Here is a 26,605-nt window from a genome sequence, read left to right as displayed (position 1 = left end):
GCTTGGTGTCGAGATTCACGGAATTGGGATTCAGCCTGATATTGAGGTTGGCCCTGCTCCGAAACCCAAGAAAGAAAACCGCGCTAAATCGTCCACCAAAAGCAAATCGCCTCAAATACCGAAGAGAATTGATGATCCTTCATTCGGGGATGACGATGAGGTTCTACAACTTGCCATTAAGACACTGAAAAAAACGAAGAGTTCTGTCGTTGAAGTTCTTCGCTTAACTGCCCGTCAAATTCAGCCGCATATCGCCCGCCACGCAAAGGGTAATTCTCACGCCAAGGTACCCAAGGCCCAAAATCGAAATCCATAAAAACGTATTTGAATTTACCTCATAGTTACATTTAATTTTATGCACAAACTTGATTATTTTAGGAATATGAATTATCCTATGTTGAGTAGCGTGAGTTTGTATAGGTATTAGAAAGGGATGGGAATTCCAATGGTTCGGATGGTTGATTTGGTAAAAAATAAAGGTGATGGAGGCGTTCTCCCTCCCAAAAGGGTATCTTCGCCCTCAAGCAATCAGACCTCCGATACTGATAAAATTTCATTTGTAGCGGCTAAATCTTCAGAACAATTCTCCAAAGGCACTCAAGGAAAGAGTTCCGTTCTCAAGGGGAACGGAGGGGGGGCTAAAAGCCTTAGCACTCCTAAGAGTTTAAGCGAAACGACCAAATACTGTCCTTTCTTGGGTGGCCGAAAAAATCGGAGTAAAGTAATCGATTATCCCTCTGCGACCAATGTTTGTTATGGAGAGGAGTCGCGTGAAAAAAAATTACTCCGAACGATTACCCTTCCTTTTTCGCTTGTTCCCGCACAAAGGCAACGTGAGCTTTGTCAGGCGACATATCGGCGTTGCCCCATTTTTAAGTCTTGCGAGAATTCTGACTTGTAGTAAATCCTTTTTTCTCATCCCATCAATTTTTAATCTATTTCCCGTGCTGCGGGAGTCCAACTATTGTTAGCTCTTTGGTTTGAGGAATCTGAAATTTCGATTCGGGATGTACCTGTTCCTGATTTGGAACCAGGTGAAGCACTAGTGCGTGTTCGCTCGGCGGGTGTTTGTTCGACAGATATCGAGATAACCCGCGGGTACATGAAATTCAATGGCATTCTTGGGCATGAGTTCGTGGGGGAGGTTTGCGCGCCGGAAAACCATCCCCTTATCGGTCGCCGTGTAGTGGGCGAAATTAATTGTGGATGTGGTCACTGCCCCGCATGTAAAGATGGCCTTGAGAGGCACTGTCCGAATCGAAGTGTTTTAGGCATTCTAGGTCGGCAAGGCGCGTTCGCGGAATTTCTTTCCCTCCCTTCCAAGAATTTGTATGTTGTCCCTGATCATATTGATGATGAGGTAGCTGTTTTCACTGAGCCTATTGCGGCATGCTTTGAGGTGCTTGAGCAATGCCCTGAACTCTCAGGTGGGCATGTCCTCGTTATGGGAGACGGACGGCTCGGTCTTCTGCAGGCGCAAGTGCTAAAGGCAGCCGGAGCCTCTGTGACTATTCTTGGGCGACATTCTCGCAAACTCGCCATTTTGGAAGGAGTGGGAATAACTACCGTAACAGAATCGAGCAACCTTTTAGCACCCTCAAATGAGGGGTGGCCTGCCGTTGTCGAGGCGACTGGTTCAAAAGATGGATTTGAAATGGCTCTATCTCTGCTCGCGCCCCGTGGATCATTGATATTGAAAAGTACCGTCGCAGAACCATCCATGGTTCATCTTGCGCCACTAGTAATCAACGAAATTTCGGTTATTGGTTCAAGATGCGGTCCATTTCCGCCTGCCCTGAAGGCATTATCCGAAAGTATGTTTCGCATCGCTCCGATGATAGACGCTCGCTTCTCTTTGTCTGAAGGCGTTCAAGCCCTTGAAAGAGCTCAAAAAAAGGGTACATTGAAAGTAATCATTTCGCCCTAAGGCGTGGTGGCACCGGATGCAGAATCTGAGGATTCGCCCCTGAGAAGCACGCCCTTTAAGTTTGCGAAGAGTCAACGAAAAGGATTTAGGAAATGTCCCGGCATCCTGCCATTACTGCCCTATGGGCATTTTTTTTAATTTTTCTCGTATCGATCTCGTGGGCAGCTTCGGTAGATCAAAACCGAACTCCGGCGGAACGAAGACAAGCTAGACTCATTAGCCACCTCAAGAAACTCTCGCGTCCTTCGGATTGGAGAATTGTCCGTAAATTTTTTTCTAGTAATCGAGCTCGGCAGATTGAAGGATTTGAAAACTGCCCTTACTCTGAAATTGAATGGCCTTGGTATCTGTCTTCCGGTCATCTTGAAAGATATGCTATTCGGGCGGATTTTATTCCCGTGAATATGGACAGCGATCCAGAAGACGAAACACTCATTGTAGTTCATTCGGATCCGGGCGAAGTGTTTTACACAACTTTTTGTCTGGTGGATGATGAAAAGCGTGGTCGTACACCCCTCTCCTCGTTCAATGAAATTAGCCACAAGAAAAAAATTACTTTTCAAATGGTGGATTTGACTGGTGACGGTGAAGAGGAATTAATTATTTTTGCACGTGATGATCGTGCGGGACGTTTGGTTGATTCTGTCCGTATTATCAAGCCGAATAAAAATCGGCAATTTTCACTGGTGTGGTTTGGTAGATTGAGCGGAGAATTTTCATGGCCCCCTGAGAAAGATAAAGCGAAAAAACAAACGGTTATTCGTAATGAAAAATTGAAGGCTAAAATGAAATTGAAGTTCGACGGGAATGGTAGTCCGGCGACCATTGTCCTCAGTGGGAGTCGTGAAATGAAAAGCCGAATAAAGCCTAGAAAAGGGATTGCCCGTCAGTCGGTTCGAACAGTTTCGTTTGAAGAGCATTGGCGTTGGGATAAAAAACTTTTCCGTTTTTTGCGAGTTCCTTACTATCGATAATCGTTGTAAAAAGATTCGTTTTCGAAAATTGAAGGATTGAAATATAAATTTGAAAAATTCTTATACTTTAATTCAAGTGGATTTGAATAATTGAGTTTTCCCAGGCCTGCAGCTTTGATCGTTCTGGATGGTTGGGGGTATAGGGAGTCGTCCGTCCATAACGCGGTAGCGCTTGCCCGTACTCCTACGATGGATGCATTACTCAAAAACCGTCCCAACACACTCCTTCGCACTTCGGGATTAGCGGTGGGTCTTCCAGATGGCCAGATGGGAAACTCAGAGGTAGGACACCTCAATCTTGGAGCGGGCCGGGTTGTTAACCAGGATATCGTACGCGTCGCTAAAGCCATCGAGAATGGCGAGTTCATGGAAAATAACGCCCTGCTTGGAGTAATTAGAGCCGCCAATTCGCACGGTGGTGCAGTTCATATTATTGGCTTGGTGTCTGACGGGGGGGTTCACAGCCACCAGGACCATGCCGTTGTTGTAGCCCGCCTGGCCCACAAGGCGGGAGCCGAAAAAATTTGGGTCCATGCCTATATGGATGGACGGGATACGCCGCCTTGCGGCGGACTCAAGTACCTAGAAAAATTTGAAGCCGATCTCAAGCGTGAGGCCGGAGCCGAGATAGCCACGGTATCTGGTCGCTACTACGCGATGGATCGCGACCAGCGCTGGGAGAGAACGAAACGCGCCTATGACGCGATGGTTCTTGGCGAGGGGATTTCGTGTCCGAGTGCGCTATCGGCGATTCGAGAGTCATATGCAAAGGATGTGACGGACGAATTTATAGAGCCACATGTTGTACATAATGGAGGAGAGTCCGCTGCCTTGATAAGAGATGGCGACGCCGTTATTTGTTTTAATTTTCGCTCTGATCGTGCCCGTCAGATTTCCCGAGCTTTGACTGATGATGCCTTCGATGGATTTGAGAGAAAGTCTTGCCCCCATGTGCATTATGCTTGCATGACCGAGTACGATGAATCTCTCGGGCTGCCGGTGGCTTTCCCGCCGGTCGAGATGAGGGGGCTTTTTTCCCACGCTCTGGCGGCGGCGGGGAAAAACTCGCTCCGGGTCGCGGAGACCGAGAAATACCCGCACGTCACCTACTTCTTCAACGGGGGAGAGGAGGAGCCACCTCCCGGCGAGCGGCGTGAAATGGTGCCCTCGCCCAAGGTGGCGACCTACGACCTCCAGCCTGAGATGAGTGCCGCTTCAGTGCAACATGTCGCACATAAGGCTATCGAATCAGGTAAATACGATGCGATAGTCTTGAATTTGGCTAATCCAGATATGGTGGGCCACACTGGGGTGGAGGCCGCAGCTATCACCGCGGTCGAGACGACCGACGCATGCCTGGGCCGCATACTAGAGGCGATTGAGCACGCAGGTGGCGCCGCTGTTGTCACGGCTGATCACGGCAACTGTGAACACATGTGGGACGATGAAAACAATTGCCCCCATACGGCACACTCACTCAACGACACCCCGTGCATCGTCATCGCGCCCGGTTTTGAGGGTCCGCTACGAGCAGGCGGCGCGCTCTGCGACGTGGCGCCAACTCTGCTCGGCCTAATGGGTGTCGCGCAACCGCCTGAAATGACAGGCAAGGATTTGAGGATTCTCTGATGGTAGACTCTGCCGATTTTGATCGGTTAAAGAAAATGTTTCACGATGAAGTCGCCGGGCTCACCGATGCCGAACTCGATTGGGACAATCCCGATGAGGAATGGTCCCAGTGGAGCATTCGCCGCCAGGTAAGCCATGTCTCGCTCGCCTATTTTTTTTGGTTGTCCAAGTCATGGGGAAAAATTCTCTGGCCTGATAACCCTCCGACCGACCCGGTGGATTTCTCCAAAGCAGGTGTCTACGACCGTCGGTTGGATGAGGAAAAATTCTGGCGCCTTGAGGATTTATTGCCTAAGTTCGACGAAGCTCTCGTTCTGGCCGCTCGCATTGCGGAAGAAAAGAGCGAAGAGGAAATGAACACGCTAACTCTCAAAAGAGCTTTCAAGCCTGAAATGATGATGGGAAAAACTGACCTGCCGGTCTGCCATTTCTGGGCCTACGTCGCGACGTTTCACATGGATGGTCTGGATCAAGAATCTGAAGATGAAACCGCGTTTACCTTCTCGCTCGCCGGAATGCTCCGGCATCTTTACTGGGAAGCGCTTGTGCATTTAAGGACCATACACCGACTCAAAGAAGCGCAAGAACTTGTGCCCGTCGCCGAAATCAAGCTCGAAGGATATCTTATCGATCCGTTTTTCTGGGGGCCGGGCGAGGGGCCACAACTTTATTAAGCCGATTCGCTCTCATTTTATATTTAAAAGGAGAACCACATGGCGCCGCCCGTTGAACTGGGCCTGATCCTCTCCCTCACCGTCAGAGGGTTATTCATCGGTAACTACGACAAAATGCTGGAGGCCGCGCTGGAGGCCGAGCGGCTTGGTTTCCATTCTGTCTGGCAGTGCGATCATTTTTTCTCGGTCAACCCCAAGGCCTACGCTGAAATGTCGGGCAAGGGCGATCCAAATGCCGATGAGTCCGGTGGAGACCCCGGCCCGGCGACACTTCCCTTGCTCGATAGCTGGGTGGCGATATCGGCCCTCGCACGCGATACAAAAACTATTCGACTCGGGCATCTGGTGAACGATGTGGGATACCGAAATCCCGCCCTCTTAGGGCGCATGGCGGCAACGCTTGATGTGATTAGCGGTGGCCGTCTCGAATTTGGCATTGGCGCCGGGTGGCTCAAGCCCGAATACGACTCCTATGATTACCCATTTCCAAAAGCCTCTGAGCGAATCGCACAGCTTGAAGAGGCCGTACAGCTTATCCGCCGGATGTGGACCGATCCTGAACCGAATTTCGAGGGCAAGTATTTTAAAATTAGAAATGCTTACTGCGATCCGCCGCCGCTACAAAAACCTACGCCTCCGATCTGGATTGGCGGGGAAGGCGATAAACTTCTCGCCACGGCGGCAAGGCATGCTGACGGATTTAACTCCCGCTGGTGGCCCCCCGAGCGATTTAAAGAGCGCATTCCTCAGTTGGCCGAAATTCGCCGTGCGGCAGGTGGCGATCCGAATAGTCTTCAGCCCTCGGTCATGCTCATGCTCATACCCGAGAAAATTGCTTCCGATGCCGACGCTGAAAGAAAAAATTTTGCTGTGGTGCCTGATTCGGGTGTTATTGCGGGAACGCCGGAGGATTGCGCCGGTCGTCTCAAAGCCTACATCGATGCCGGGGTTCGGCGAATTCTCCTGACAATCCCGAATGTGGATAAAAAGCCATACCGGCTCCAACTGGCAGGAGAGGAAATCCTTCCTGCCCTGAAGGCATTATAGGCCAATATTTTCAATTATTTAGCTTGGGGCTGAGTGGTAAGCGGATAACGAATACTCTGTTCTTAAAAAGCAGGTTGATAAAATTCCGAAATTAAAAATAGAATTACGGAAGTTTCAACTTGCCCAATAAGGAGACAGCGGCAGATGGCGACGGGAGATAAGACCCCGAGTGTAATATTCGCGGCCAGAGAAGAATTTATGATTCGCATCGTTCGTGATCTTCTGCGTGGATGCGACATCAAGACGGTCGGAACCAACACTGTTGTTAAGGAAGCCGTTGCCGATATTCGAGCCCATGCGAAAAAGTGGGACATTTTCCTTCTCGATGGAAATTTTGATGAGGCTTTCGATACTGTTGAGGAAATGCGCAACGAATTCGGGCCGCACATCAAGATTCTTCTTCTGATGTCCACACCCACCAAGGAGGACGTTGTCCGGGCTCACCAGGTCGGCGTTAACGATTTTGTCGTTCTGCCCTGCTCGCAGGTCGATTTCGAAGGCAAGCTATACAAACTAATGGGCAAAGAAGTTGCTCCTAAACAACAATCGAAAACCGCCGTTGTTTATCGCAAAGTATAGCGTCCCGTCTCTCCTGTTTCTGTTCAATATTTCTTTTTAGCTCAAAGGAGTAGGCCTGATGCCTGTCGCAAAAGCGCTGGGGGGCGTCGAACTTCGCTATGAAATCACCGGCGAGGGTCCCCCGCTTCTTCTTGTTAGCGGCACCGGCCACGACCGAACCTTCTGGTCGGGACAACTTCCTTTCTTTGAGCGCGGATTTCGTTGTGTGGTTTTCGATAATCGTGGTGTCGGGGACAGCAGCGCGCCACCCCCGGGGTACAGCCTGGCTGATATGGCGGACGACGCTGTGGCCATTCTGGATGCGGCGGGGATTGAGAAAGCGCACGTAACGGGTTTTTCCATGGGTGGCCACATCTCACAAGAGCTTTGCCTTCGCCATCCGGAGCGCGTTTTAAGCCTCGGGCTTCATCACACTTGGGCCAGAAACTGCGCCCGGCTGGGTGATTTCCAAGCGACCCGAAAACGGATTGCCGAGCGCGGCGACATGGAAACCCTTGCCGAGTTCAGCCTGCTAGGCCTCTATTCGCATGCCTACTACGATGCACATGCCGATGAGATGAAAGAAAAATGTAAGTGGTTGGCGAGTCATTCGGGGCCCCAACAGGGTTGGGTCGGCCAGCTTGAGGCCACGCTTCATGGAGACACCCTTGATCGGCTCCAGCAGATTAAAGTGCCCTCCCTGGTGACTGCCTCAAAACTTGATCTTATAATTGAGACGCACCATGCCGAGGAGATTCATTCACGAATCGAGGGCTCGCGCATGATCGTCATGGAAGGCTCGGGCCATGTCGCCCTCATTGAAACCCCTGAGAAATTTGCCCGGCTTTGTCTTGATTTTCTGCAAGAAATCATTCGGCCAAATTAAAATGTTATGTTCCCCAATAAATTCAGAATAAAGGCATCCTCTGTCACATGAACAGAATTTTTAAATGGTTTTTTCCGGAAAAACCGAATGCAAAGGCCACCAATGGACCTGGTAAGGTGGGGCCGCCCCCGCCGAGCCCGTTTGGCGGCTCGCCGCCGGCGCTACCCATGGCGCCGCCGAGCGCTGGAGCGCTCCCCGAGGACGAACTTGCCCGCCGTATCGAGGCGCATTCGAAATGGCTCGACTCTGGCGGCAGGGAGGGTGTAAAGGCAGATTTAAAGGGAGCGCCCCTTCGATTTTCAAATTTATTCATGGCCCGTCTTGAGCGCGCCGATCTTTCCTGTGCCGATCTTCGAAATGCCAACGTCCAATGGGCGAACCTGAGCGGCGCAGATCTCTCTGGTGCGAATCTTGCCGATGCCGATTTGTTTCAGTCGAATTTCAGTGGTTCCAATCTTCATTCAATATCTGCAAAGGGGGCGAGTTTTTTCATGGCTGACCTTCAAGGGACCAATCTTGGGGATGCCGATCTTCGCGGGGCGGACATGAAAGGCAGCAAACTCCAGGGAGCCGATCTGAGAGGTGCCGATTTCACAGATGCGCAAATGGAAGGGGCGGAAATGGGTGATATCCCTCCTTCTGACGAAAAGGCTCAGCCTCCAAGTGAAGAGAAGGCATGACATGGGTCGCCTTTATCAGATGATTCTTCGTTTGTTGCCTCGCGAGGCGAGAAGGCTTTATAAGAGACCTACGGAAACAGCTCCTGGTGTCGCTCCTTCAGTACTCGAACCTTCCCAAATTGAGATGAGCGAAATTCTGGAGGCCCATGCCGAATGGGTTGAGAGCGGAACCGAGAAGGGGAGCCGTGCCGAGCTTGGCGGTTGTAATCTGGCAGGGGCCGATCTTGCGGGCGCATTTTTAAAGCGAGCGGCACTCCCAGGCGCGAATCTTCGGGAAGCGAATCTTAAAAAAACTGATTTTCAGGGCGCAGAACTCTCGGGTGCGGACCTTGGCGGCGCGGACCTTGGAGGCGCCTGGCTGATGGGCGTGGATCTCAAAGGTGCGGATCTCACAGGCGCAAATCTTGAGGGGGCGATGCTTAGGGCGGGAAAGCTTGAGGGGGCATGCCTAAAGGGCGCGTGTCTTGCCAGGGCCAACCTACAGGGTGCGCATCTGGACAATGCAGATTTGACTGGGGCCAACCTTGAGGGCGCCAATCTAACCCGCGCCACACTTGAGGGGGCGAGGGGATATGAACCTTCGCTTCCCGATTCTTCCTGAAATAAATTTTGATCCGACCACAAACTATTTAAGTGTAGATAAATTCCTTGACAGGAGTAGTGTTTAAATATAACTTAATGTTAAGTAAATTAATGTTTGCTAAGTATTCGACCGCTATTTTGCTTGTCATCTGTTTGGATTAATTCTTGAGGGTGTTATGGGTAGCCGCTATGAGGGGGCAAAGGGGGAGACGCGTGCGCTGAGCGCGTTGATTAACCTTGTGCGCGCGGGCGAGTCGGTGATGGGTCGTTTGAATGGCCAGTTCTCCGGACTCGCCATCACCCAGAGCCAGTTCAGCACCCTGGACGCGCTTTATCACCTGGGGCCGCTTTCTCAGCGCGAACTGGGCGAGAAGATTTACAAAACTAGCGGAAACGTCACCATGGTGGTGGACAATCTTGAGCGGGCGGGAATGGTCCGCCGGAGGCGGAGTGAGACTGATCGCCGCCGGGTGGCGGTCAGTCTTACGGGTAAGGGAAGAAAAACGATACGCGAGCTTTTGCCCAGACGGGTGGCCGCAATACGAGATGAGATGGCCGGGCTCACTGCTGCCGAGCAAGATGAGCTTCGCCGGTTGTGCAAAAAGCTGGGACGGCGCGATAGCCGATAGCCTCAAGGAGATGAGCCATGACAGAGACAGCAACCGAAACGGTTGGCGCGGATGTCGATTTGATTGAGCATTATTATGAAAAGGGCTACTCGGACGGCCTGCCCGTTGTTCCGCCCACGTCTGAGAAAATGGCGGCGATGCTGGCGGCGCTGGGCGGGGAGCCGGATTTCGTCGAGTGCCGTGTGCCACCGCGCTGGGGGAGCCTGACGCGGGAGATCATCGCGGTGAACACGGTGATGGCGGGCTGTATTCCCGAATACGCCCCGGTCGTGCGCGCGGCGATAAAGGCACTTTGTGATTCGCATTTCAACCTGAACGGTGTTCAGGCGACCACGCATATGGCCTCGCCGCTGATAGTCGTGAACGGGCCGATTCGCGAAGAAATCGGGATGAACTCGGGCTGCAACGTATTTGGTTCGGGCAACCGGGCGAACGCGACTATAGGCCGCGCTGTTCGGTTGATGCTCTTGAATGTAGGCGGGGCGTGGCCGGGGGAACTCGACAAAAGCACGCTCGGCCATCCGGGAAAATACACCTACTGTATAGCCGAGAACGAGGAAATCAGCCCCTGGGCCCCCTATCATGTTGAAAAGGGATATGCGCCCGAGGCGAGCACGGTGTTCGCCATTGCAGCCGAGCCGCCTCACAGTGTGACGAACCATGTGTCTGATGATCCTGAGGGAATCCTTGAGAGCATTTGCTCGGCGATGAGTACCATCGCCCACAACAATGCGGTTTCGAGTGGGTCGTGTGCTGTAGTTATTGGGCCCGAGCACGCAGCCACCATCGCCGGAAAAGGCTGGACGCGCCATGATGTGCGGAGCTTTCTGTGGATGAACACCAAGAACACCTTTGCCGACGTTAGCTTCTCGCACCGCTACGGCAAAATTTACAATCGAAATCTGCCCCGGTGGTACCGCCGGGAGCCCGAGGCGCGCATTCCCATCGTGCCCTCGCCTGAGAGCATTCATCTGTTCGTGGCAGGTGGCGAGGCGGGACGTTTCTCAGCGTTTATCCCCGGCTGGGGGCATATGACCAACCCGGTCTTGCGGGCGATTGACGACTCAGAGCCTGTGGGTGGCGCGGTCTGTGTGGATGGTTCTTGTCTGCTGTAAATTATTCTCCAAGGAGGTGAAAAGATGAGCAATTTAGAAACGAGTTATCAGATTTACGATCCACGCGGAGTGGTCGAGGCCGAGCCAAGGCCGGTGTCAAAGCGTGCTGGCTCGCTCAAAGGCCTGCGCGTTGGTGTGCTCGATAACACGAAATGGAACGGTAGGCGTTTTTTAGAAAAGACGCTTTCTTTGCTCCAGGAGAGTGAGGCGCTTGGGGAGGTGACGTATTACAAAAAAGAGAGTTTTTCGAAAAATGCTGCGCCCGAGCTAATTGGGCGAATTGCCGCCGAGAGCGATGTTGTTATAACCGCCATCGGAGACTGAGGCTCTTGCACATCGTGCTGTATGCACGACGGAGTTCATTTTGAGCAACTAGGCGTCCCCACGGCGGTCATCGTGACTGAAACTTTTTTGCACGAGGCACATGTTCAGCGCGCGGCGCTGGGAATGGAGGGTATCGACCCGGTCGTGATCGAGCATCCCCTGTCCACTCTGTCTGACGGTGAGATCGCCGCCCGTGCTACCGCCGCCGTGCAGCAGGTGAAAAAAATTTTGGAGGGCTAGGCGCCTCCCTTTCCCGGAGGCGTCTACACGGGCAATCAACATATCTGTCTTCTTGAGTTCTTCAAATTCCTACAGTTCTCCAAATTTCGATCCGAGTTTGTTTCGTTTGAAGTGACCCAGGTCAATAATTGATCATTTTCATAACAATTTCCTAACGCATTAGTGGCCGAAAATCCATACATTGAAAAGCGTCAATGAAGGGAGTTTTCTCCCCACTTAAAGGGCGATTCGCATTTGATTAAGACGGAGATTCGAGTCATGCGATTTTCATCGAAAATGATTTATGTTTTTTTTCTTGCGACCTTGATTCCGGTTCTTGCTTCCTGCGGAGACAGCCAAGTCCCCGTTGTGAGCAGATCTCTGACTAGGGCGAAAAAATTAAACGATCAATTGGTAGAGCTAATACGTAAAAAAAATTACAGAAAAGCGCTTCCGATTGCCGAGAAGGTGCTCGCGCTCCGCGAAAAATCGCTCAAGCCTGAAAGTCCCCGCGTGATTGAAAGCATAGATAGTTTAGCTGCTATCTACGTGGCTACGCGTCGCTACAAAAAAGCCGAGGAATTGTATGTCAGAAGGCTGGCAATTCTCAAAAAAACATCTGATCCCGAGCATCTTGATGTCGCCGCCACGCTTTACAAGATGGCGCCCGCCTACCGAAGACAGGGAAAGTTTGCCAAGGCCGCCAAGTTTCTCAAGCAAGCGCGTGTCATTTACGAAAAGAACCTCGGCCCAGATCATATGTTCATCGTCCAGACCATCAAGCGCCAGGCAAACCTTTATCAATCGATCGGCATGTGGCAGCAGGCCGCCCCATTTATGAAAGAGGCCCGCGCCATGAAGGCCAGGCTTGCCAAGCAGCAGACCAAAAAATCGGGCTAATTCATATCAAAAGGTTGTCCGTGCCCGAAAAATTCCTGGGGTAGGTGAATAATATCCGCCTACGCGGTTAAAATAGCCGCATGTCTAAACCACTCGAAGGCATCCGGGTCCTCGACCTGACGCAATATCTTGCCGGCCCTCAAGCCACGCTTTTTCTCGCTGGCCTGGGGGCCGAAGTTATTCGCATCAACAATCCGGCCCGGCCCGATCCGGTGGCGGAGAGCCCTCCCTACGCTGGCTCGAAGGGCGTTTCCTTTCAAAAACAGTCCGACGACGACATCGGGATCGCCTATCTCAAGCGCGCCCGCAACAAAAAATCCGTCACCTTGAACATCAAGGAGCCGCAAGGCCGGGAGTTGTTTATGCGACTCGTGGAAGAGTCCGACATCCTGGTCGAGAATTTTGGGCCCGGTGTGGCTAACCGGCTTGGAATTGATTATCCGGCGTTGAAAAAAAGGCGGCCTGATCTTATCTATTGTGCGATTTCGGGCTACGGCGCTACCGGCCCTGATGCTGATCTCAAAGGATACGATGCCGTGATTCAGGCGGCGGCCGGTTTAATGAATCTCACCGGCTTTCCGGACGGCCCACCGACTAAAGCGGGATCGGCCCTGGGCGATAGTCTGGGTGGCACATTCGCCTTCGGCGGCATCATGACCGCCCTTTTTCATCGCGAGCGAACTGGGGAGGGGCAGTTTATAGATATCTCGATGGCCGACTGCATCTTTTCGCTGGTGTTCGATGAGCCGATGGATTGCTATGAGGAACTCGGTCTACCCGAGCGGATGGGCAACCGAATTATGCGTCTGTCGCCGTTCAACTCCTATGCCGCGATAGGGGGCTGGCTAGTTATCGCGACGGGCACCGATGCCCACTGGCACGATCTTCTTCGCGCCATCGGACGCGACGATTTATTGGCGGAGGCCCGTTACGCAGATATGACCAGTCGCCTGAAGCATAACGAGGAGATTGACGAAATCATCGGTGCATGGACGAGGGAGCGCGAGGTAGACGAGGCGGTTCGTCTTTTGAGGGAAGGCGGTGTCATCTGCGGGCCGGTGCGAAATATCCAGGATATTCTCACCTGGCCGCATCTTAAAGAGCGCGGAATGGTAGGTGAGCTTCCGCATCCCTTGCTTGGCCAAGTGTCAGGGGTGCATGCGCCAGGATTTCCAATAAAGTTTGAAAAGTCCCCTGGTGGCTACGAGCACCCCGCCCCTTTAATTGGAGAGCACAACGAGGACATTTTCGGTGGCCTGCTGGGAATTGATGCCGAGAGCAGAGATCGGTTGAAAAAGGATGGGGTCATCTAGCCCGTTCGGTGTTCGTGGTAATTACCACATGGTTTTCTTGGCCCTATCAAGCCAGGTACGGTCATACTCTTCGCCGCCAACGGAGCCATTGCTCAACTCGGAAAGAATTTCGCCTGCGGTGGGCAAGGCGTCCGACTCAATGTACTTATCGGGATTCCACATATCCGAGCGCACGATGGCTTTGGCGCACTGGAAATAAATTGTTTCGACCGTTACGACAATCACGGAACGCGGCGTTTTTCCGTTCGATATGAAAGATTCAAGAAGATCGGGGTCCGTGGCGATTTGTGCGCGGCCATTTGCCCTGAGAATACTGCCGGATCCGGGTATCAAAAAAAGAACCGCCACGCGTGAATCTCGGATGATATTGCGCAGCGAGTCTGTTCGGTTGTTGCCACGCCGGTCAGGGAGCATGAGCGTATTCTCGTCATGGACACGCACAAAACCGGGCGCATCTCCTCGGGGGGAGCAATCAAGCCCCTCGGGTCCGCTGGTTGCTATTGCCACGAAGGGGGAGGCCTCGACCAGCGCACGGTAGTGGGGGGTGATATGATTGACCTCCTTTACGAGGGAGGGTGCTCCCGGCTCTCCGTAAAGGTCCTTGAGTTCGTCTAGTGTGGTGATGGTCTTCATCGTCAGGTTCTCCAGGATGAGAGATGGGAGCCAAAAAATTCCTTTGGTGGAAATGTAGGACTGAAGGTATAAAAGAGCGTAACCCCTTACAAGAACTCTTTCTAGCGCGGGAGCTACTACCTGATAATGAAGTTTTTTTGAGTGTCCTTTTAATCTATGAGAGATTCTCCGGCATATAGATATTAAATACTGGGAAATTATTTCCTGTATCCGCACTGAGGGAGATACCGTTGTGCCAACGCTGAGCCTACATAGCCTGGGCAAGATCGATATTTATTATGAGGAGGAAGGTAGCGGCGAGCCGCTGGTACTGGTAGGCGGGTTTACGGCGACAGTCGAGGTTTGGGGTAAACTAAGGCCGCTTCTCGCGGGAAAGTACCGGGTTATCATGCCCGACAACCGTGGCAGCGGGCGCACCCGAATTGAGGATGACGACGGTGATCGCGCCCCAAAGCGTTTTGCTCAAGATGTTTTATCGCTGATTAATGCCCTCGGCCTTGAGCAGGTTCATCTTATGGGATCCTCGATGGGCGGGATGATTGTTCAGGAATTTGGCGTTCAGTACCCTGAGCGGCTCAAGAGCTTGATCGTCTCATCGTCCCATTTTGGGGGCGGCGAGAAAATTGATTCGCCTCCTGGGGTGCGCGAGACCCGCAAGCGTGGTGGGGTGCCCGGCGCCACTAAGGAGGAGCGTATAGAGGCGCTTGAGACGATTTTTCACACCGAGACCATCCGGACAAGGCCCGAGGTTGTCGAGTTTTACGACCAGAACAAGCAGGCGTTTCCGCACAGCGCCGAGGAGCTTGAGGCCAGAACCGAAGGGATGGCGGCGTTCGATCTTTCTGGCAAGGTGGGTGCTATCGAGGTGCCGACGCTGGTTATTTCAGGGTCACACGATTATCTGGTGCCCACGGAGAATTCGCACCTCCTGGCCGAGCGAATTCCGAATGCCGAGCTTGCGATTATCGAGAATACGGGACATCATTTTTACTCTGAGCGACCCGAAGCCTCGGCTGAAGTCATCCTTGAATTTTTATCGAGGCTATAAAATTTTATTCGAATTAGTGCCTTTTGTGCATTTAAGGCATTGAACTATAAGGCTTTATTCTCTTTAAAGAGGGTCCCTCTTTCCTACTCTTTCCTCTCCCAAGCCTTGGGCAGTGTTGATATGATGGGGTATATCCGTTCAAAATAATTTTGGTTCAAGATTTTCAGCAGAGGAGATTTTATTTATGCGAATTTGTACGTTCAGCCTGGGGGGCGAGGCCCGTGTGGGTGTTTTGTTTGGCGAGCAGATTGCCGATTTGACTCTAGCCTTTGCGCTCTCATTCAAAGATCTTGATGCCGAGGAGGCGCTTGAGGCCGCCGAGGAAATTGTGGCGGATACATGCGAGGAGCTTCTTAGTGATCTTGAATCCACCCGCCTTATCACCGATGCCGCCCTCAAGGCGCTGGGCGCGCTCAAACGCAAAAAACAGCCCTTCGTTTTCGATGGTTTTCCCGTCGTATTCGATCCGGATAACGTCGAGGTGCTTCCACCGGTATCGGAGGTGACGTTGTTTTGCATGGCACGCAACTATGTTGCACACGCCGCCGAAATGGCTAAGCAAAAAATTGACGATTTCAAAGAAGAGCTTCCGCTGTACTGTTTCCTCAAGCCCGCGACGTCAATCAGCGGCCCCTTTGACCCTGTTGTCGTTCCGCGCTCTATGAAAAGGCTCGACTACGAACTTGAGCTTGGCATCGTCATTGGAATGGGTGGAAAAAATATCCCGGTCGATAAGGCGATGGACCACGTTGGCGGGTACACGCTCATCAATGACATGAGCGACCGGGGCAACCTCGCCCTAGGTGACAAGCGGTTCATCGACTGGTATGCGATGAAGGCGCCCGACGGTTTTGCGCCGACCGGGCCGTATATCCTTCTTTCTGATAAAAAAGTGGACCCACATAAGTTGAGATTGAAGCTCTGGGTAAACGGCGAGCTTCGCCAGAATGCCTCGACGGGCGATATGATATGGAAGGTGGATGAGCAGATTGCCTACCTATCAACGGTGGCGACGCTCCGGCCGGGTGATATCATCGCGACGGGCTCGCCTGCGGGCAATGCCGCTTCGTGGGGTAAGTTCCTTGAGCCTGGCGATGTCCTTGAGGGCGAGATTTCGAAAATCGGCCGCCAGAAATATGTGATACAGGCGGGAAAAGTTGTCTACACGATTCTTTAAATGAGTGCTCAGATGCACCAAGAGGGGAAATAGCATGAATTCAGAAACCGCGGCAGCGGTTGATATTCAAGAACTTTGTGAACTCGATAAGGCACATGTCTGGCACCCGTTTCTCAATCACAACACTCTGGACGAGAATCCGCTCGGCGTAATCGTCAAGGGAGATGGCTGCTCGATTTGGGACGGAGAGGGGCGAGAATACCTCGACGCCATGGCCGGCCTGTGGTGCGTGAACATCGGCTACGGCAGAAAAGAGGTTGCCGAGGCGGCTTATCAACAACTGCTTGAGCTTCCCTACTACCCGCTCTCCTCGATAACCCCGCCCGCAGCGAAGCTAGCCTCAAAGCTTGCTGAAATCCTGCCCGGTGATCTTGAGCGCATCTGGTTCGTGAACTCTGGCTCGGAGGCAGTGGACACAGCGATCAAGATTGCCCGCTCGTGGGGGCGCAGCCAGGGTGGCCGCTATAAAATCATCGCCCGCTATCAGGGTTATCACGGCGGGACAATTGGCGGCGCGAGCCTCACCGGGCAGACAAGCCGCCGCGCGCCGTTTGAGCCTCTTTTGCCGGGCGTCATTCATCTTCAGGCCCCCTATTTCTATCGAAGCGCCTATTCGAGCGAGTTTGAACTGGCCGAGCGACTTGCGGCCGATTTGGACGCCGTGATTCGCTACCAGGGGCCCGACACGGTGGCCGCTTTCATCGCCGAGCCCATCATTGGCGGCGGCGGCGTAATCCCGCCACCGGCGGACTATCTCAAGCTGATGCGTGAGGTGTGCACCCGCTACGGCGTGCTCATGATCATCGATGAGGTGATCACCGGGTTCGGACGCACGGGAGAGCTATTCGCCTCGGACCTTTACGGCATCAAGCCCGACATCATGACGATGGCTAAGGGACTGAGCAGTGGCTATCTGCCCATCGGGGCAACGGCGGTGACGGATGAAGTGTTCCAGGTATTAAATGGCGAGGGCGAGGCAGGTTTTCAGCAGATCAACACCTATGGCGGCCATCCCGCCTCCTGCGCCGCTGCACTCAAAAACCTCGAAATCATGCTGGGAGAGAATTTGCCCCAGAACGCCCGCGAGGTCGGCAAAGGTCTTGGCGAGGCGCTGGGCCATCTCAAAGACATTCCCTGTGTGGGTGATGTCCGAGGAGTTGGGCTTATTTGGGGTGTAGAGCTAATAGATGAAAACGGTGATCCGCTCCCGACAGAGTCAACCGCGAAAGTTCTTTCCTTTGTGAAGGACGAGGGTGTTCTCATCGGCAAGAACGCCGGCATCGCCGACGGGCCCTCGAACACACTTACCATTTCCCCGCCGTTGATCCTGACCGAGGAGCAGGGGGCAAAGATCGTCTCAGCCCTCGATACGGCGCTCAAAAAATTTCAGGCCGAGGGGTAATCACGCATCCCGGTCGCTGAGGCTGGTTAAAATTCGCCGCCAGTGCAAATTAACTTCAGCCGCTAGAGTAGATTAATTTCAACCTGTGTAAGCCCTCCCTTCGGGGAGGGCTTTTTATCTTGCTGATAAATAAAGAGTTGAAATGTAGATGCCCAAGTAAAATTAGTTCATTTTTTGATTGTTTTATATTTGACAAAATGAGATTGAACGAATATGCTGGGCCTCGTTCCTCAATAAGGTTATCAAGGTCATCTCTTCGAAATGGAGACCCGTCATGGTTCGAATGGAAAATCTCTCGGAACCCGAGGTTATCGGGCTCACCAATTTCCCCCTGCCAAGTTTCGAGGGAAGCCCGTGGGCGGGCGGCCCACCCTTGAGCCAAAGGCGCGTCGCCATCGTCTCAACGGCCGGGCTGCAGCGCTTGGAGGATAATACCTTCACCCGGCAATCCGGCGATTACCGGGTTCTACCGAAGGAGCTGGCCGCCTCCGATATTTTCATGAGTCATCTGTCCACGAATTTCGACCGGACGGGATTTCAGCAAGATGTAAATATTGTATTTCCGATTGACCGCCTCAAGGAGCTTGAGGGCGAGGGCGCCATCGGCTCAGTGGCAGATTTCCACTACTCGTTCATGGGTGCCATAGCGCCGGAGCAGATGGAATCCTCGGCCCGACGGGTGGCGGGTTTGTTGAAAGATGACGGCGTGGATGCTGTTCTGCTCTGTCCCGTCTGACCGAACTGCACGCGCGCCGTCGGCGGGCTTGCCCACTACTTCGAGGAAGAAGGCATCGCGACCACGCAGATCAGCTTGGTGCTGCCGCATACCGAAAAAATCAGGCCACCCCGCGCGCTCTGGGTGCCGTTTGATTTCGGCCGCCCTTTTGGGGCGCCGAACGAGCCCGAGTTTCAGATGAAAGTTCTTCGGGCGGCGCTCGCCTTGTTTGAGGCGGAGCAGGGCCCTGTTCTGGAGAAATTCCCGGATGATGCCCCTGGTCCGAAGGCGGGGTTGGAAAGCTGGGTATGCCCGGTTCCCATGAGCCGCCCGGCTGAGGACGCGGATTCCACGGGTTATCTCGACGGTCTGCTCGAAGAGATGGCCAATCTTCGGACCTGGTACGACCTTGGTAAGGAAAAAAGGGGGCGCACCACCGTCGGAGTGAGTGGAATGGAAGTTGAAGTTGCTGCGAGGTTCATCGTTTCGTTTTTAAGCGACTCGCCGATGGAGAATCCACGCGCCGACCTCAGCGCCCCCGACGTTTTCAAGCTGGCGCTTGAAGATCTTCGCGCTTACTACTTCGAATCCGCCGTAAGCCAGCCGGGAAACCCCGGTGCGCGCGAGGTGGCCGAGTGGTTTTGGGATGAAACCAGCGCGGGCAATGTTTTCATGGCGCTTGAGCCCGTTTTGGCCGCCAGCGAAGATAAAATCTTCCGTTTGCTGGCCGAGCGCATGCTCGTTCCCCGGGCGCAATTTCACAAAATGCCCGAAGAGAGTCATGAGCGCTACATGGCGTCCTTGGGCTCACGGCTTTCACCCTCGCTTGATCCCAAACACCGTTAAGTGAAAATGAACCGATCCACTCACAAAATAATTCGGGGGAAATAATGGTCTCTTCGGACTCAGAAAAATTACAAGCCCCGGCAAAAACGAATCTCACGCGAAGTCTCGATGAAGATGCACGCTACGCCCTGATGCGAAACGGCTCGCGCCTTTTCAAGGAGGCCGACCCGTTTTATCGCTCGCTGGGTCTCACTGGTCTTCAGTACAACGTTCTTCGTGTGCTGGAGGCTGTCGAGGAGGAACTTCCCCAGCAGGAAATTGCGCGGCGTGTTCTTGCCAGTCGTGCCAACATCACGAGCCTGATCGATCAACTCGAAGAAAAGGGTTTGGTCGAGCGGCACACTGGTGACGACAGGCGGGTCAAGCGGATTCGGATAACGCAAAAGGCGCTGGATATGCTTGAGCGCACCTATGACGAAATTCTTGCTATAAGCGCCGGGCTCATGAAAAATCTTTCCAGCGAAGAGAAAAAAGAGCTTCTTCGTCTGGTGGAAAAACTCGAAGCGTAGAGTTCTATTAGTGCCGCCCCGCCTCCCGGTCGGGTGAATTTTGAAATAGCTGTTCAGAAGATTAAAGGAGGAGAGCAATGCCGAATATCACGATGCTCGATATCGAGGATTTAAAGAAAACAAAGCTTGCCCCATTCGTGAACAAATGTCTCAAGCACCGGGCGCCCGATCCGGCATTTCATGCCATGCAAGGGCATAACGAGGACCTCTCGAAGGCGATGTACATCGCCTGGGGTACGGTTTTCTCCACCGGCGTTGTTGACCACAAGCTCAAGGAGATCATTCGGGTGCAGCTCTCGCGGGCAGCCGATTGTAACTACTGAGGCAACGTACGATCCGCTTCGGCGAAGCGGGACGGTCTCACCGAGGAGTTGATCGACGAGGGCATCGAAAACTACCGGAAAAGCGACAAATTCTCCGAAGCCGAGAAGCTAGCGCTTGAGTACAGCGAGTTGATGCAGTTCGAGCCCGAAAAGATTGACAAGGCGTTTTACGCAAAATTGCGAGAACATTATTCGGATGAAGAAATTGTTGAGTTGGGCAGTTTCATCGGGTTCAATGTCGGCTATCACACATTTTTCAGGACATTGGATTTTTACCCGATGTTCTCGCCGGATGGCCGACTGGTGGACCAGGAGGAGTCGCGACGCATTTACGGCGCTAAGCCGACCTCGCACCTCCGGGGCCCAATGGCACGTGCTACCGGCACAGAAAACGAATAGGACAATTTTTCAAGGAGATAATTAAAAATGCCGAATGTCGAACCACTTTCAGAAGATCAAATTGATCAAAAAGGTTTTACGAAATTACTTAGACGCTCCAGGGAAATTCAGGCGCCCGACGAGCTTTTTGTCCGCATCATGGCCCATGCCCCTGGCTACGCGAAATCCTTGCACGACGCCATGTATATGTCCCATGTCGAGGGGAACGTGGACCATAAGCTCAAGGAGATTATTCGCGTCCAGCTTTCCCGAAAGGCCGAGGATACCTATTTCGCCAATTTGAGATCTGAAAAGGCCAAAGGAGATGGCCTCACCGAGGAGCGCATCGAGGCGGGCTGCGGAGACTTCGAGAATGATTCACAATTCACCGAGGCAGAAAAATGGGCGCTCCGCTATGCCTGGCTGATGTACCGGGAGCCCGGAAAACTAAACGCCGAATTTTATGATGAAGGAAAGAGGCATTACTCGGAGGCGCAGATCATGGAACTCGGCGGCTTCGTCGCGCTCCACTACGGCATGCAGGTATTCATGCGCACCCTCGGGGCGTTTCCCATGCACGACTCCGAGGGCAATGAAGTAAGCCAGGCCCAGTCCGAAAAGATTTACGGCGCAAGTGTTAACGGTTAACCCAACCAGGAGGATTTGAACATGTCGTTATTGCCTATGCTTACCGATGAAGAGGCCGGTCCCGAGGCCCGGGTGCTTTTTGACTCCAGCCGCAAGATGTTCGGGCGGGTGGCGAACGCCGTCCGGGTGGCAGCGGCCAGCCCGCGCATGGTCCAGCCGATGTACGGGTTTTTGCTTTCGCTCTGCCGGGCGGAGATTACCGATGTGCTTGATGCGCGGACCAAATCGCTACTTATTCTCAAAACATCCATGATTAACGGATGTGCCTACTGAACGGCCCACAACGTCACGTTCGGTCGAGCGTGCGGTCTTTCCGATGAGCAAGTTGATGCGGTTCGGGATGACACCTATGCGGATTCGGAGCTATTCACAGATGCCGAGAAGGCTGCCATCACCTGGGCGAAGCATTTGACGAAATATTCATTCAAGGAGCATCCCGAAGCCCTCGTGGAGATGAAAAAACACTACGACGGGGCGCAGATTGTCGAAGCGACCCTGGTGTCCGGTTACTTCAACATGTGGAACCGATTTGTTGATTCGCTTGAAATAGATATCGAGGGTGACGATCAGATGAGTCTGTTCACCAAATCTGTGGTTGTCGAAAAAAGTGATTTTACCGAATATATGAATAGCTGTTGGTGGGCTAAGAATAAGTAAGGTTATCTGGAAATTTGGAAGTGGATCTCGTAGGTTCCGCAGTCCTTGCTCTGATTTTCCGAAAATTAAAAGCCTGGCGAGCAAGAAAAACTTATGGAAGAATACAAGGATGATGAACGAATCGAATATTCAAAGGGGATGAATGATGGCCTATACGTTTAGTGAGTTTTGCGCAGACTGCAACCGGGCGCTCAAGACGGACTCGGGCGAGGCCGGGAGGCTGGCGGTTCAGAAACATTTCGATAAAATTCTTCTCCACACTGAATTTGTGAACGAGCACCTTGGCGAGAACCCGCCGCCCGGGCGGCACATCATATTCGTGGACAAGGAAACGGACATGAATGTGATGGTGCACATCATGGACAAAGATGGGTTTGCCGTGCCGCATGATCATGGTCCCTACTGGGTGATTTACGGAAATGCCACCGGCTATACCGACATGACGGAATTCAATCGACTCGATGACGGCTCAAAAGAGGGTTACGCAGAGCTTGAAGTGTCGAAAGAGTACCGTATCAATCCCGGCGATTCATCGGTGTACGATGTGGGCGACATTCACTCTATCGACTATCCGGCGAATACGATGTTCATTCGCTTAACGAGCGGAGACGTTGAGAGCGGACAGAATCTAAGCTTCAGCATGGAAAACAAAACCGTCGAAATTCAGGACCGCTCGAAACAGGGACGTGTCACCTCAAGAGTGAGCGCCAAGGCGGATAGATAGGAGGTATGACACCATGGCCGGGCAAAATAACCTTTCTCCCCAGGAGCAGTCTGCTCTGACCCAAAGGCTCCAGGAGTGGATTGAGGCAGAAAAAGAGCGGGGAATCCCGTTGGAGAGCATCCTCGTTGCCTGCGGTGAGTGCGGAATTGTGCCCCTGCCGCTTGATCCTGAGGATGAAAATCCCATCGTGTCGGATTAGAGAAGGCTCCCAACTCCCGAAATCTAGCCCCCGGTTTCTTTGTTGATTAAATCGCTGCGCTCTTTTACTTGCCTGGGCGTTCGTTGTATACATTCCACCTCGATACACCAGGTTGACCGCCTTCGCGGGACGGTGCCCATGAGGCGTCGGGCGGTGAACCTCGGATGATTCATATCCCGCGGGAGGAAGTTCTGTGGCGCAGTCTGTGTGTAATGGAATTCAAATTGCTTTTGATGACACCGAATTCGGTTCATCCAAACCCCCCATCGTGTTCATCCACGGCAACACGCTGAATCGCTCGATGTGGGACAAACAGAAACAATCCCTTCGGGCGGCGAACCGTGTCGTCACCTACGACCTCAGGGGGCATGGCGGGTCCGAGAAGCCGATCACGGGCTATTCACGTGAAGAGGAAGTCAAGGATCTCAAAGATTTACTCGATGTCGTGCGGGCGCCTAAATCGCATCTCGTTGGCTTGAGCCGGGGCGCGGGCATTGCCCTGTCTTTCGCTGCTGCACATCCGGGCATGGTCTCCTCGGTTTTCGCAATGAGCCCGAGCTTCGATCATGATCGCCACTTGCCAGATTTCGCCAACCAGCGACTCGATGTCATGGCGACGCTCCGAGGCGAGGGACTTCGCGCGGCGAAGGAAAAGTGGCTCTCGCTCCCCCTTTTCACTCAAGCGCTTGAGGACGAGGAAGTTGCTGCGAGAATCGATCAGTTGATGCTTTCCTACACGGGAGCGCATTGGCTCGATGAGCAGCCACCGAAGGACCCCTCGCTGGGCGATGCCGCCTCTTCGATAACCGCGCGCACCCTGATTATGGTTGGGGAGAAGGAAGCGCCCGGATATCACGCCTGTGCCGATGAGTTGGTGGAGAAGATCTCCGGCTCGGAGAAAAAAGTCATGCCCGATGTGGGGCATTTGATCAGCATGGAGGCATCAGACGAGACCACAGCCGCTATCGAGACCTTTGTGTTGGGTAAAGTGGCGGAGTCCGAAGAGTAGAGGGTATTTCACCCCCAATTCTACTTGGTTCGAAAAATTGTGTAGATTCACCCCGCGCGGGGGAAGAAATATTTCTTCCCCCGCGTATTTTTTTCTTCTGATTTTTTTATCTGCCCATTAGCGCTAGCCACTTCCCCACGTTATATTAGGATCATTATCATTTCATTCTGCCCCGCAATCGGCGGGGCGATGCGAGGCATCATGACAAGGGGGATTAGTGCATGAGTTTTTCTGAGGATGTGCGCCATACCGAAACGGATGTATTGATCATAGGCGGAGGCGTCGCTGGCATGATGGCAGTCGTAGGCAGTCTGCGCTCAGGCGTTAAGCCGATTATTATGACGAAAGCTTCATTTCCCTCGGGAAGCTCTTCGATGGCTCGCGGTGGTTACTCTGCTGCCATAGGACACTCGAATCCTGCCGATAAGCCAGAGTTTCTTTTCGAGGACTCGGTCCAGGCGAGCTACGATCTGTGCAACCGCCGTCTGATGCGTGTCATGAGCCATGAGGCCATCGACAGGACTGTAGAGCTGGACGCTTGGGGCCTGGGGCTCGTCCAGCTTGAGGATGGCCGTTATCATCAAAAACCCAGCGCCTCGCATCGTTATGACCGTCTGCTTCACTGCGGGAAGTTGATGGGCAAGCCCCTGATGCAGTCTCTCCACAAGAAAATGAAAGAATGGAATATTGAATCGTCAGCACACGTGATGTTTGTCGATCTCATGAAGGAGGGCGACCGGGTTGTCGGTGCCTGGGGTTTTTCCTATCGCGACGGGGCACCTGTTGTAGTGCATGCAAGGTCTACGATTGTTGCCACAGGCGGGGCGCCCCAACTCCACGAGGTGAACGACTCGCCGCCCTACATTGCGGGTGACGGCTACGCGATGGCCCTTCGCGCCGGGGCTGATTTGATCGACATGGAATTCATTGACTATCAGCTCATGACTGCGGCCCCGGAGCGGCTCAGAGGCTATCCGCCCCATTCGAGCGGATTTATCAATGCCGGGGCATATCTCTACAACAAGGACAAAGAAAGATTCATGTGGCGCTACGATCCCGAGCGGGGAGAGCGTGCCACCCGCGCCATCGTGAATCGTGCGGTGGGAACGGAAATTTATGAGGGCCGTGGGACGGAGAACCACGGCATTTATCTCGACACGAGCCATGTGTTTGATGTTGTGAACAATGGGGCGACGGCGGACATCGTGCGTGTGTTAAAAAATTGCGGTGTGGATATTTCGAAAGAACCATTTGAGGTTGTTAGTGGTCCGCACACCTATCTCGGTGGAATACGCATCGACGAGTGGGGGAGAACCACGGTGGAGGGTCTCTACTCAGGCGGAGAGGCAGCGGGCGGAATTCACGGCGCGAACCGAACGGGCGGCGCTGCGCTTGCGGACAGCTATGTGTTTGGGCTGCGCTCGGGAATTGGTGCGGCTTGCGAGTCAGGAGATATGGAGCGCCCAGATCCCGAGAGCGGAGGCTGGCGCGAGAGGCTCTCGTGGCTTGAGGAGCGAGCCGAGAAGGCGGGCGGTGGCAACGCGGACGAGATTCGCAAAAAAGTTCAGCACGTGGGTGTTGTTTCCATTGGCCAGGTTCGAGATGGTGCTCGCCTGAAAGATGCGCTCCCGATGCTCGATGAGCTTGAGCGCGAAAATGGCGAGGCCGCTGTAGTGGGCGATACGCCGAGAAAAAAATGGGAGTGTGTCCGTCGCATTATGGAGACCGGAAACCTGATTCAGGTGGCCCGAATGCTGGCCTTGGCCGCGCTTGAGCGTGAGGAAAGCCGAGGTGGGCATTTCAGATTCGATTTTCCGGAGCTGGGCGGTGAAAATTGGCGTTGTAATATCGTTTTAAGGATGGAAAATAAGGAAATTTCGGTGTCAAAAGAACCGGTTCCGGGCGAGGAGGAGGGAAAACCACTCCCAAGCGCTCCTAGCACGGCAGCGATGCCCTAGAAGTTAGGATATTTCCCTTAAATGAATATATGTAATTCTTTTTAAATCAAATGGTTGTAGGGTTTTTTTATTTTCATGGAACTATTTTGAAATATCCTGATTTTTTCTTTGACAAATGGTGTTTCGAGGTCTATATTCCCACTCCGCTTGAACGATTCGACTTGAAGTTTTTGGGGGTTGGGTTTGCTGAATCCCCTGAATTTCAAGGGAAAAGCGGTATGATTTGGTTTTTCACGGTTGACGAGTTGTGTTAACTGTTGATAATATAGTTCTTCGTCCCTGATTCAGGGGCTCTGATCTTTGAAAATTGAATAGGGTACGAAACGTTTCGAACGGGTCCAGTTTAATATCCTCGATTGAAACGAGAAGAGATGAGGATTCCGTCTGGGTAACCAGTCGGATTTGCGCTTCGGCGCGTCTCTTTTCATATGAATATCAATTGGAGAGTTTGATCCTGGCTCAGAGCGAACGCTGGCGGCGTGCCTAACACATGCAAGTCGAACGAGAAAGCCTTCGGGCGAGTAGAGTGGCGGACGGGTGAGTAACACGTGAGCAACCTGTCTCCAGATCTGGAATAACCTTTCGAAAGAAGGGCTAATACCGGATAAGACCACAGAATCTAATGATTCAGTGGTAAAAGGTGGCCTCTCCTTGGAAGCTACTGTCTGGTGATGGGCTCGCGGACCATTAGCTTGTTGGTGAGGTAACGGCTCACCAAGGCAACGATGGATAGCCGGCCTGAGAGGGTGAACGGCCACACTGGGACTGAGACACGGCCCAGACTCCTACGGGAGGCAGCAGTGGGGAATTTTGCGCAATGGGGGAAACCCTGACGCAGCGACGCCGCGTGAAGGATGAAGGCCCTTGGGTCGTAAACTTCTGTTAGAAAAGACGAACGGATAGGTGGCCAATACCCATTTAT

Annotated in this window: 32 protein-coding genes and 1 rRNA gene; 32 read left to right on the top strand and 1 reads right to left on the bottom strand. The window is 53.0% G+C overall.

The features are described 5' to 3' along the window. From HOJ95_05620 to HOJ95_05545, 16 genes are all read left to right on the top strand, one after another. A partial coding sequence (locus HOJ95_05620) for a hypothetical protein (GenBank protein ID MBT6394163.1) occupies nucleotides 1-316 on the top strand: 316 nt, incomplete at its 5' end. Between the two features lie 648 nt (nucleotides 317-964). Continuing rightward, nucleotides 965-1,927 (top strand): alcohol dehydrogenase catalytic domain-containing protein, encoded by a 963-nt coding sequence (locus tag HOJ95_05615; GenBank protein ID MBT6394162.1) that lies wholly within the window; start codon nucleotides 965-967, stop codon nucleotides 1,925-1,927. Between the two features lie 92 nt (nucleotides 1,928-2,019). Beyond that, the gene (locus tag HOJ95_05610; GenBank protein ID MBT6394161.1) at nucleotides 2,020-2,901 is read left to right on the top strand and encodes a hypothetical protein; all 882 of its coding nucleotides are present in this window, start codon (nucleotides 2,020-2,022) and stop codon (nucleotides 2,899-2,901) included. A gap of 90 nt (nucleotides 2,902-2,991) precedes the next feature. Then, on the top strand, nucleotides 2,992-4,530 hold the full coding sequence (locus tag HOJ95_05605; GenBank protein ID MBT6394160.1) for a 2,3-bisphosphoglycerate-independent phosphoglycerate mutase: 1,539 nt from the start codon (nucleotides 2,992-2,994) through the stop codon (nucleotides 4,528-4,530). Then, nucleotides 4,530-5,204 (top strand): hypothetical protein, encoded by a 675-nt coding sequence (locus tag HOJ95_05600; GenBank protein ID MBT6394159.1) that lies wholly within the window; start codon nucleotides 4,530-4,532, stop codon nucleotides 5,202-5,204. The genes HOJ95_05605 and HOJ95_05600 overlap by 1 nt, the downstream gene beginning before the upstream one ends. Nucleotides 5,205-5,243: 39 nt before the next feature. Beyond that, nucleotides 5,244-6,251: an LLM class flavin-dependent oxidoreductase gene (locus tag HOJ95_05595; protein ID MBT6394158.1), complete on the top strand. Its 1,008-nt coding sequence runs from the start codon at nucleotides 5,244-5,246 to the stop codon at nucleotides 6,249-6,251. 144 nt (nucleotides 6,252-6,395) lie between these two features. Then, nucleotides 6,396-6,830, top strand: coding sequence for a response regulator (locus HOJ95_05590; GenBank protein MBT6394157.1), 435 nt, complete (start codon nucleotides 6,396-6,398; stop codon nucleotides 6,828-6,830). A 58-nt stretch (nucleotides 6,831-6,888) separates the two neighbouring features. Beyond that, a complete protein-coding gene (locus HOJ95_05585; protein ID MBT6394156.1) occupies nucleotides 6,889-7,695 on the top strand; it encodes an alpha/beta fold hydrolase in 807 nt (268 codons plus the stop codon). A 47-nt stretch (nucleotides 7,696-7,742) separates the two neighbouring features. After that, entirely contained in the window at nucleotides 7,743-8,375 is a 633-nt protein-coding gene (locus HOJ95_05580; GenBank protein MBT6394155.1) for a pentapeptide repeat-containing protein, read from the top strand. Nucleotide 8,376: 1 nt separating this feature from the next. Further along, complete coding sequence (locus HOJ95_05575) at nucleotides 8,377-8,976, top strand: pentapeptide repeat-containing protein (protein MBT6394154.1); 600 nt, start codon at nucleotides 8,377-8,379, stop codon at nucleotides 8,974-8,976. 157 nt (nucleotides 8,977-9,133) lie between these two features. Continuing rightward, nucleotides 9,134-9,586: a MarR family transcriptional regulator gene (locus HOJ95_05570; protein ID MBT6394153.1), complete on the top strand. Its 453-nt coding sequence runs from the start codon at nucleotides 9,134-9,136 to the stop codon at nucleotides 9,584-9,586. A 17-nt stretch (nucleotides 9,587-9,603) separates the two neighbouring features. After that, nucleotides 9,604-10,701: a hypothetical protein gene (locus HOJ95_05565; protein ID MBT6394152.1), complete on the top strand. Its 1,098-nt coding sequence runs from the start codon at nucleotides 9,604-9,606 to the stop codon at nucleotides 10,699-10,701. Nucleotides 10,702-10,725: 24 nt separating this feature from the next. Next, entirely contained in the window at nucleotides 10,726-11,025 is a 300-nt protein-coding gene (locus HOJ95_05560) for a hypothetical protein (protein MBT6394151.1), read from the top strand. A 21-nt stretch (nucleotides 11,026-11,046) separates the two neighbouring features. Then, a complete protein-coding gene (locus HOJ95_05555) occupies nucleotides 11,047-11,265 on the top strand; it encodes a hypothetical protein (protein MBT6394150.1) in 219 nt (72 codons plus the stop codon). A gap of 258 nt (nucleotides 11,266-11,523) precedes the next feature. Continuing rightward, nucleotides 11,524-12,144, top strand: a complete 621-nt coding sequence (locus HOJ95_05550) for a tetratricopeptide repeat protein (GenBank protein ID MBT6394149.1) — start codon at nucleotides 11,524-11,526, stop codon at nucleotides 12,142-12,144. An 80-nt stretch (nucleotides 12,145-12,224) separates the two neighbouring features. Next, nucleotides 12,225-13,457: a CoA transferase gene (locus HOJ95_05545; GenBank protein MBT6394148.1), complete on the top strand. Its 1,233-nt coding sequence runs from the start codon at nucleotides 12,225-12,227 to the stop codon at nucleotides 13,455-13,457. Nucleotides 13,458-13,478: 21 nt separating this feature from the next. Here the strand turns inward: HOJ95_05545 and HOJ95_05540 are convergent, their stop codons facing one another. Beyond that, nucleotides 13,479-14,090, bottom strand: a complete 612-nt coding sequence (locus HOJ95_05540) for a pyridoxamine 5'-phosphate oxidase family protein (protein MBT6394147.1) — start codon at nucleotides 14,088-14,090, stop codon at nucleotides 13,479-13,481. A gap of 232 nt (nucleotides 14,091-14,322) precedes the next feature. Between HOJ95_05540 and HOJ95_05535 the strand changes: the two genes are divergently transcribed. From HOJ95_05535 to HOJ95_05460, 16 genes are all read left to right on the top strand, one after another. Next, nucleotides 14,323-15,138 carry an alpha/beta hydrolase gene (locus tag HOJ95_05535; GenBank protein MBT6394146.1) on the top strand — a complete coding sequence of 272 codons (816 nt, stop codon included), beginning with the start codon at nucleotides 14,323-14,325 and terminating at the stop codon, nucleotides 15,136-15,138. A gap of 184 nt (nucleotides 15,139-15,322) precedes the next feature. Then, on the top strand, nucleotides 15,323-16,315 hold the full coding sequence (locus HOJ95_05530; GenBank protein MBT6394145.1) for a fumarylacetoacetate hydrolase family protein: 993 nt from the start codon (nucleotides 15,323-15,325) through the stop codon (nucleotides 16,313-16,315). A gap of 34 nt (nucleotides 16,316-16,349) precedes the next feature. After that, nucleotides 16,350-17,717 carry an aminotransferase class III-fold pyridoxal phosphate-dependent enzyme gene (locus tag HOJ95_05525; protein MBT6394144.1) on the top strand — a complete coding sequence of 456 codons (1,368 nt, stop codon included), beginning with the start codon at nucleotides 16,350-16,352 and terminating at the stop codon, nucleotides 17,715-17,717. Nucleotides 17,718-17,991: 274 nt separating this feature from the next. Further along, nucleotides 17,992-18,453 carry a selenoprotein B glycine/betaine/sarcosine/D-proline reductase gene (locus tag HOJ95_05520; protein MBT6394143.1) on the top strand — a complete coding sequence of 154 codons (462 nt, stop codon included), beginning with the start codon at nucleotides 17,992-17,994 and terminating at the stop codon, nucleotides 18,451-18,453. Between the two features lie 78 nt (nucleotides 18,454-18,531). Continuing rightward, the gene (locus HOJ95_05515; protein MBT6394142.1) at nucleotides 18,532-19,278 is read left to right on the top strand and encodes a hypothetical protein; all 747 of its coding nucleotides are present in this window, start codon (nucleotides 18,532-18,534) and stop codon (nucleotides 19,276-19,278) included. Nucleotides 19,279-19,322: 44 nt separating this feature from the next. Then, nucleotides 19,323-19,787, top strand: coding sequence for a MarR family transcriptional regulator (locus HOJ95_05510; GenBank protein ID MBT6394141.1), 465 nt, complete (start codon nucleotides 19,323-19,325; stop codon nucleotides 19,785-19,787). A 77-nt stretch (nucleotides 19,788-19,864) separates the two neighbouring features. Beyond that, nucleotides 19,865-20,110, top strand: a complete 246-nt coding sequence (locus HOJ95_05505) for a hypothetical protein (protein MBT6394140.1) — start codon at nucleotides 19,865-19,867, stop codon at nucleotides 20,108-20,110. A gap of 48 nt (nucleotides 20,111-20,158) precedes the next feature. Beyond that, nucleotides 20,159-20,509, top strand: a complete 351-nt coding sequence (locus HOJ95_05500; protein ID MBT6394139.1) for a hypothetical protein — start codon at nucleotides 20,159-20,161, stop codon at nucleotides 20,507-20,509. 27 nt (nucleotides 20,510-20,536) lie between these two features. After that, nucleotides 20,537-21,136: a hypothetical protein gene (locus HOJ95_05495; GenBank protein ID MBT6394138.1), complete on the top strand. Its 600-nt coding sequence runs from the start codon at nucleotides 20,537-20,539 to the stop codon at nucleotides 21,134-21,136. 21 nt (nucleotides 21,137-21,157) lie between these two features. Further along, nucleotides 21,158-21,409, top strand: a complete 252-nt coding sequence (locus tag HOJ95_05490) for a carboxymuconolactone decarboxylase family protein (GenBank protein ID MBT6394137.1) — start codon at nucleotides 21,158-21,160, stop codon at nucleotides 21,407-21,409. Nucleotides 21,410-21,544: 135 nt separating this feature from the next. Then, on the top strand, nucleotides 21,545-21,793 hold the full coding sequence (locus HOJ95_05485; protein MBT6394136.1) for a hypothetical protein: 249 nt from the start codon (nucleotides 21,545-21,547) through the stop codon (nucleotides 21,791-21,793). A gap of 142 nt (nucleotides 21,794-21,935) precedes the next feature. After that, nucleotides 21,936-22,517 (top strand): hypothetical protein, encoded by a 582-nt coding sequence (locus tag HOJ95_05480; GenBank protein ID MBT6394135.1) that lies wholly within the window; start codon nucleotides 21,936-21,938, stop codon nucleotides 22,515-22,517. A gap of 13 nt (nucleotides 22,518-22,530) precedes the next feature. Further along, complete coding sequence (locus HOJ95_05475; GenBank protein ID MBT6394134.1) at nucleotides 22,531-22,716, top strand: hypothetical protein; 186 nt, start codon at nucleotides 22,531-22,533, stop codon at nucleotides 22,714-22,716. Between the two features lie 193 nt (nucleotides 22,717-22,909). Next, nucleotides 22,910-23,725, top strand: a complete 816-nt coding sequence (locus tag HOJ95_05470; GenBank protein ID MBT6394133.1) for an alpha/beta hydrolase — start codon at nucleotides 22,910-22,912, stop codon at nucleotides 23,723-23,725. Between the two features lie 221 nt (nucleotides 23,726-23,946). After that, nucleotides 23,947-25,683, top strand: a complete 1,737-nt coding sequence (locus HOJ95_05465) for an FAD-binding protein (GenBank protein MBT6394132.1) — start codon at nucleotides 23,947-23,949, stop codon at nucleotides 25,681-25,683. Nucleotides 25,684-26,119: 436 nt separating this feature from the next. Beyond that, a 16S ribosomal RNA gene (locus HOJ95_05460) occupies nucleotides 26,120-26,605 on the top strand; the annotation flags it as partial.

This window comes from Nitrospinaceae bacterium (assembly GCA_018669005.1).
In the GTDB taxonomy this organism is placed as follows: domain Bacteria; phylum UBA8248; class UBA8248; order UBA8248; family UBA8248; genus UBA8248.
This window is presented reverse-complemented; position numbering and strand designations above follow the sequence as displayed.

Bases quoted from the DNA above. Each gene is read 5' to 3' on its own strand.
- HOJ95_05610 (MBT6394161.1), top strand. From the start codon at position 2,020: ATGTCCCGGCATCCTGCCATTACTGCCCTATGGGCATTTTTTTTAATT.
- HOJ95_05600 (MBT6394159.1), top strand. From the start codon at position 4,530: ATGGTAGACTCTGCCGATTTTGATCGGTTAAAGAAAATGTTTCACGAT.
- HOJ95_05595 (MBT6394158.1), top strand. From the start codon at position 5,244: ATGGCGCCGCCCGTTGAACTGGGCCTGATCCTCTCCCTCACCGTCAGA.
- HOJ95_05590 (MBT6394157.1), top strand. From the start codon at position 6,396: ATGGCGACGGGAGATAAGACCCCGAGTGTAATATTCGCGGCCAGAGAA.
- HOJ95_05585 (MBT6394156.1), top strand. From the start codon at position 6,889: ATGCCTGTCGCAAAAGCGCTGGGGGGCGTCGAACTTCGCTATGAAATC.
- HOJ95_05580 (MBT6394155.1), top strand. From the start codon at position 7,743: ATGAACAGAATTTTTAAATGGTTTTTTCCGGAAAAACCGAATGCAAAG.
- HOJ95_05575 (MBT6394154.1), top strand. From the start codon at position 8,377: ATGGGTCGCCTTTATCAGATGATTCTTCGTTTGTTGCCTCGCGAGGCG.
- HOJ95_05570 (MBT6394153.1), top strand. From the start codon at position 9,134: ATGGGTAGCCGCTATGAGGGGGCAAAGGGGGAGACGCGTGCGCTGAGC.
- HOJ95_05565 (MBT6394152.1), top strand. From the start codon at position 9,604: ATGACAGAGACAGCAACCGAAACGGTTGGCGCGGATGTCGATTTGATT.
- HOJ95_05560 (MBT6394151.1), top strand. From the start codon at position 10,726: ATGAGCAATTTAGAAACGAGTTATCAGATTTACGATCCACGCGGAGTG.
- HOJ95_05555 (MBT6394150.1), top strand. From the start codon at position 11,047: ATGCACGACGGAGTTCATTTTGAGCAACTAGGCGTCCCCACGGCGGTC.
- HOJ95_05550 (MBT6394149.1), top strand. From the start codon at position 11,524: ATGCGATTTTCATCGAAAATGATTTATGTTTTTTTTCTTGCGACCTTG.
- HOJ95_05545 (MBT6394148.1), top strand. From the start codon at position 12,225: ATGTCTAAACCACTCGAAGGCATCCGGGTCCTCGACCTGACGCAATAT.
- HOJ95_05540 (MBT6394147.1), bottom strand. From the start codon at position 14,090: ATGAAGACCATCACCACACTAGACGAACTCAAGGACCTTTACGGAGAG.
- HOJ95_05530 (MBT6394145.1), top strand. From the start codon at position 15,323: ATGCGAATTTGTACGTTCAGCCTGGGGGGCGAGGCCCGTGTGGGTGTT.
- HOJ95_05525 (MBT6394144.1), top strand. From the start codon at position 16,350: ATGAATTCAGAAACCGCGGCAGCGGTTGATATTCAAGAACTTTGTGAA.
- HOJ95_05520 (MBT6394143.1), top strand. From the start codon at position 17,992: ATGGTTCGAATGGAAAATCTCTCGGAACCCGAGGTTATCGGGCTCACC.
- HOJ95_05510 (MBT6394141.1), top strand. From the start codon at position 19,323: ATGGTCTCTTCGGACTCAGAAAAATTACAAGCCCCGGCAAAAACGAAT.
- HOJ95_05505 (MBT6394140.1), top strand. From the start codon at position 19,865: ATGCCGAATATCACGATGCTCGATATCGAGGATTTAAAGAAAACAAAG.
- HOJ95_05495 (MBT6394138.1), top strand. From the start codon at position 20,537: ATGCCGAATGTCGAACCACTTTCAGAAGATCAAATTGATCAAAAAGGT.
- HOJ95_05490 (MBT6394137.1), top strand. From the start codon at position 21,158: ATGTCGTTATTGCCTATGCTTACCGATGAAGAGGCCGGTCCCGAGGCC.
- HOJ95_05480 (MBT6394135.1), top strand. From the start codon at position 21,936: ATGATGGCCTATACGTTTAGTGAGTTTTGCGCAGACTGCAACCGGGCG.
- HOJ95_05475 (MBT6394134.1), top strand. From the start codon at position 22,531: ATGGCCGGGCAAAATAACCTTTCTCCCCAGGAGCAGTCTGCTCTGACC.
- HOJ95_05465 (MBT6394132.1), top strand. From the start codon at position 23,947: ATGAGTTTTTCTGAGGATGTGCGCCATACCGAAACGGATGTATTGATC.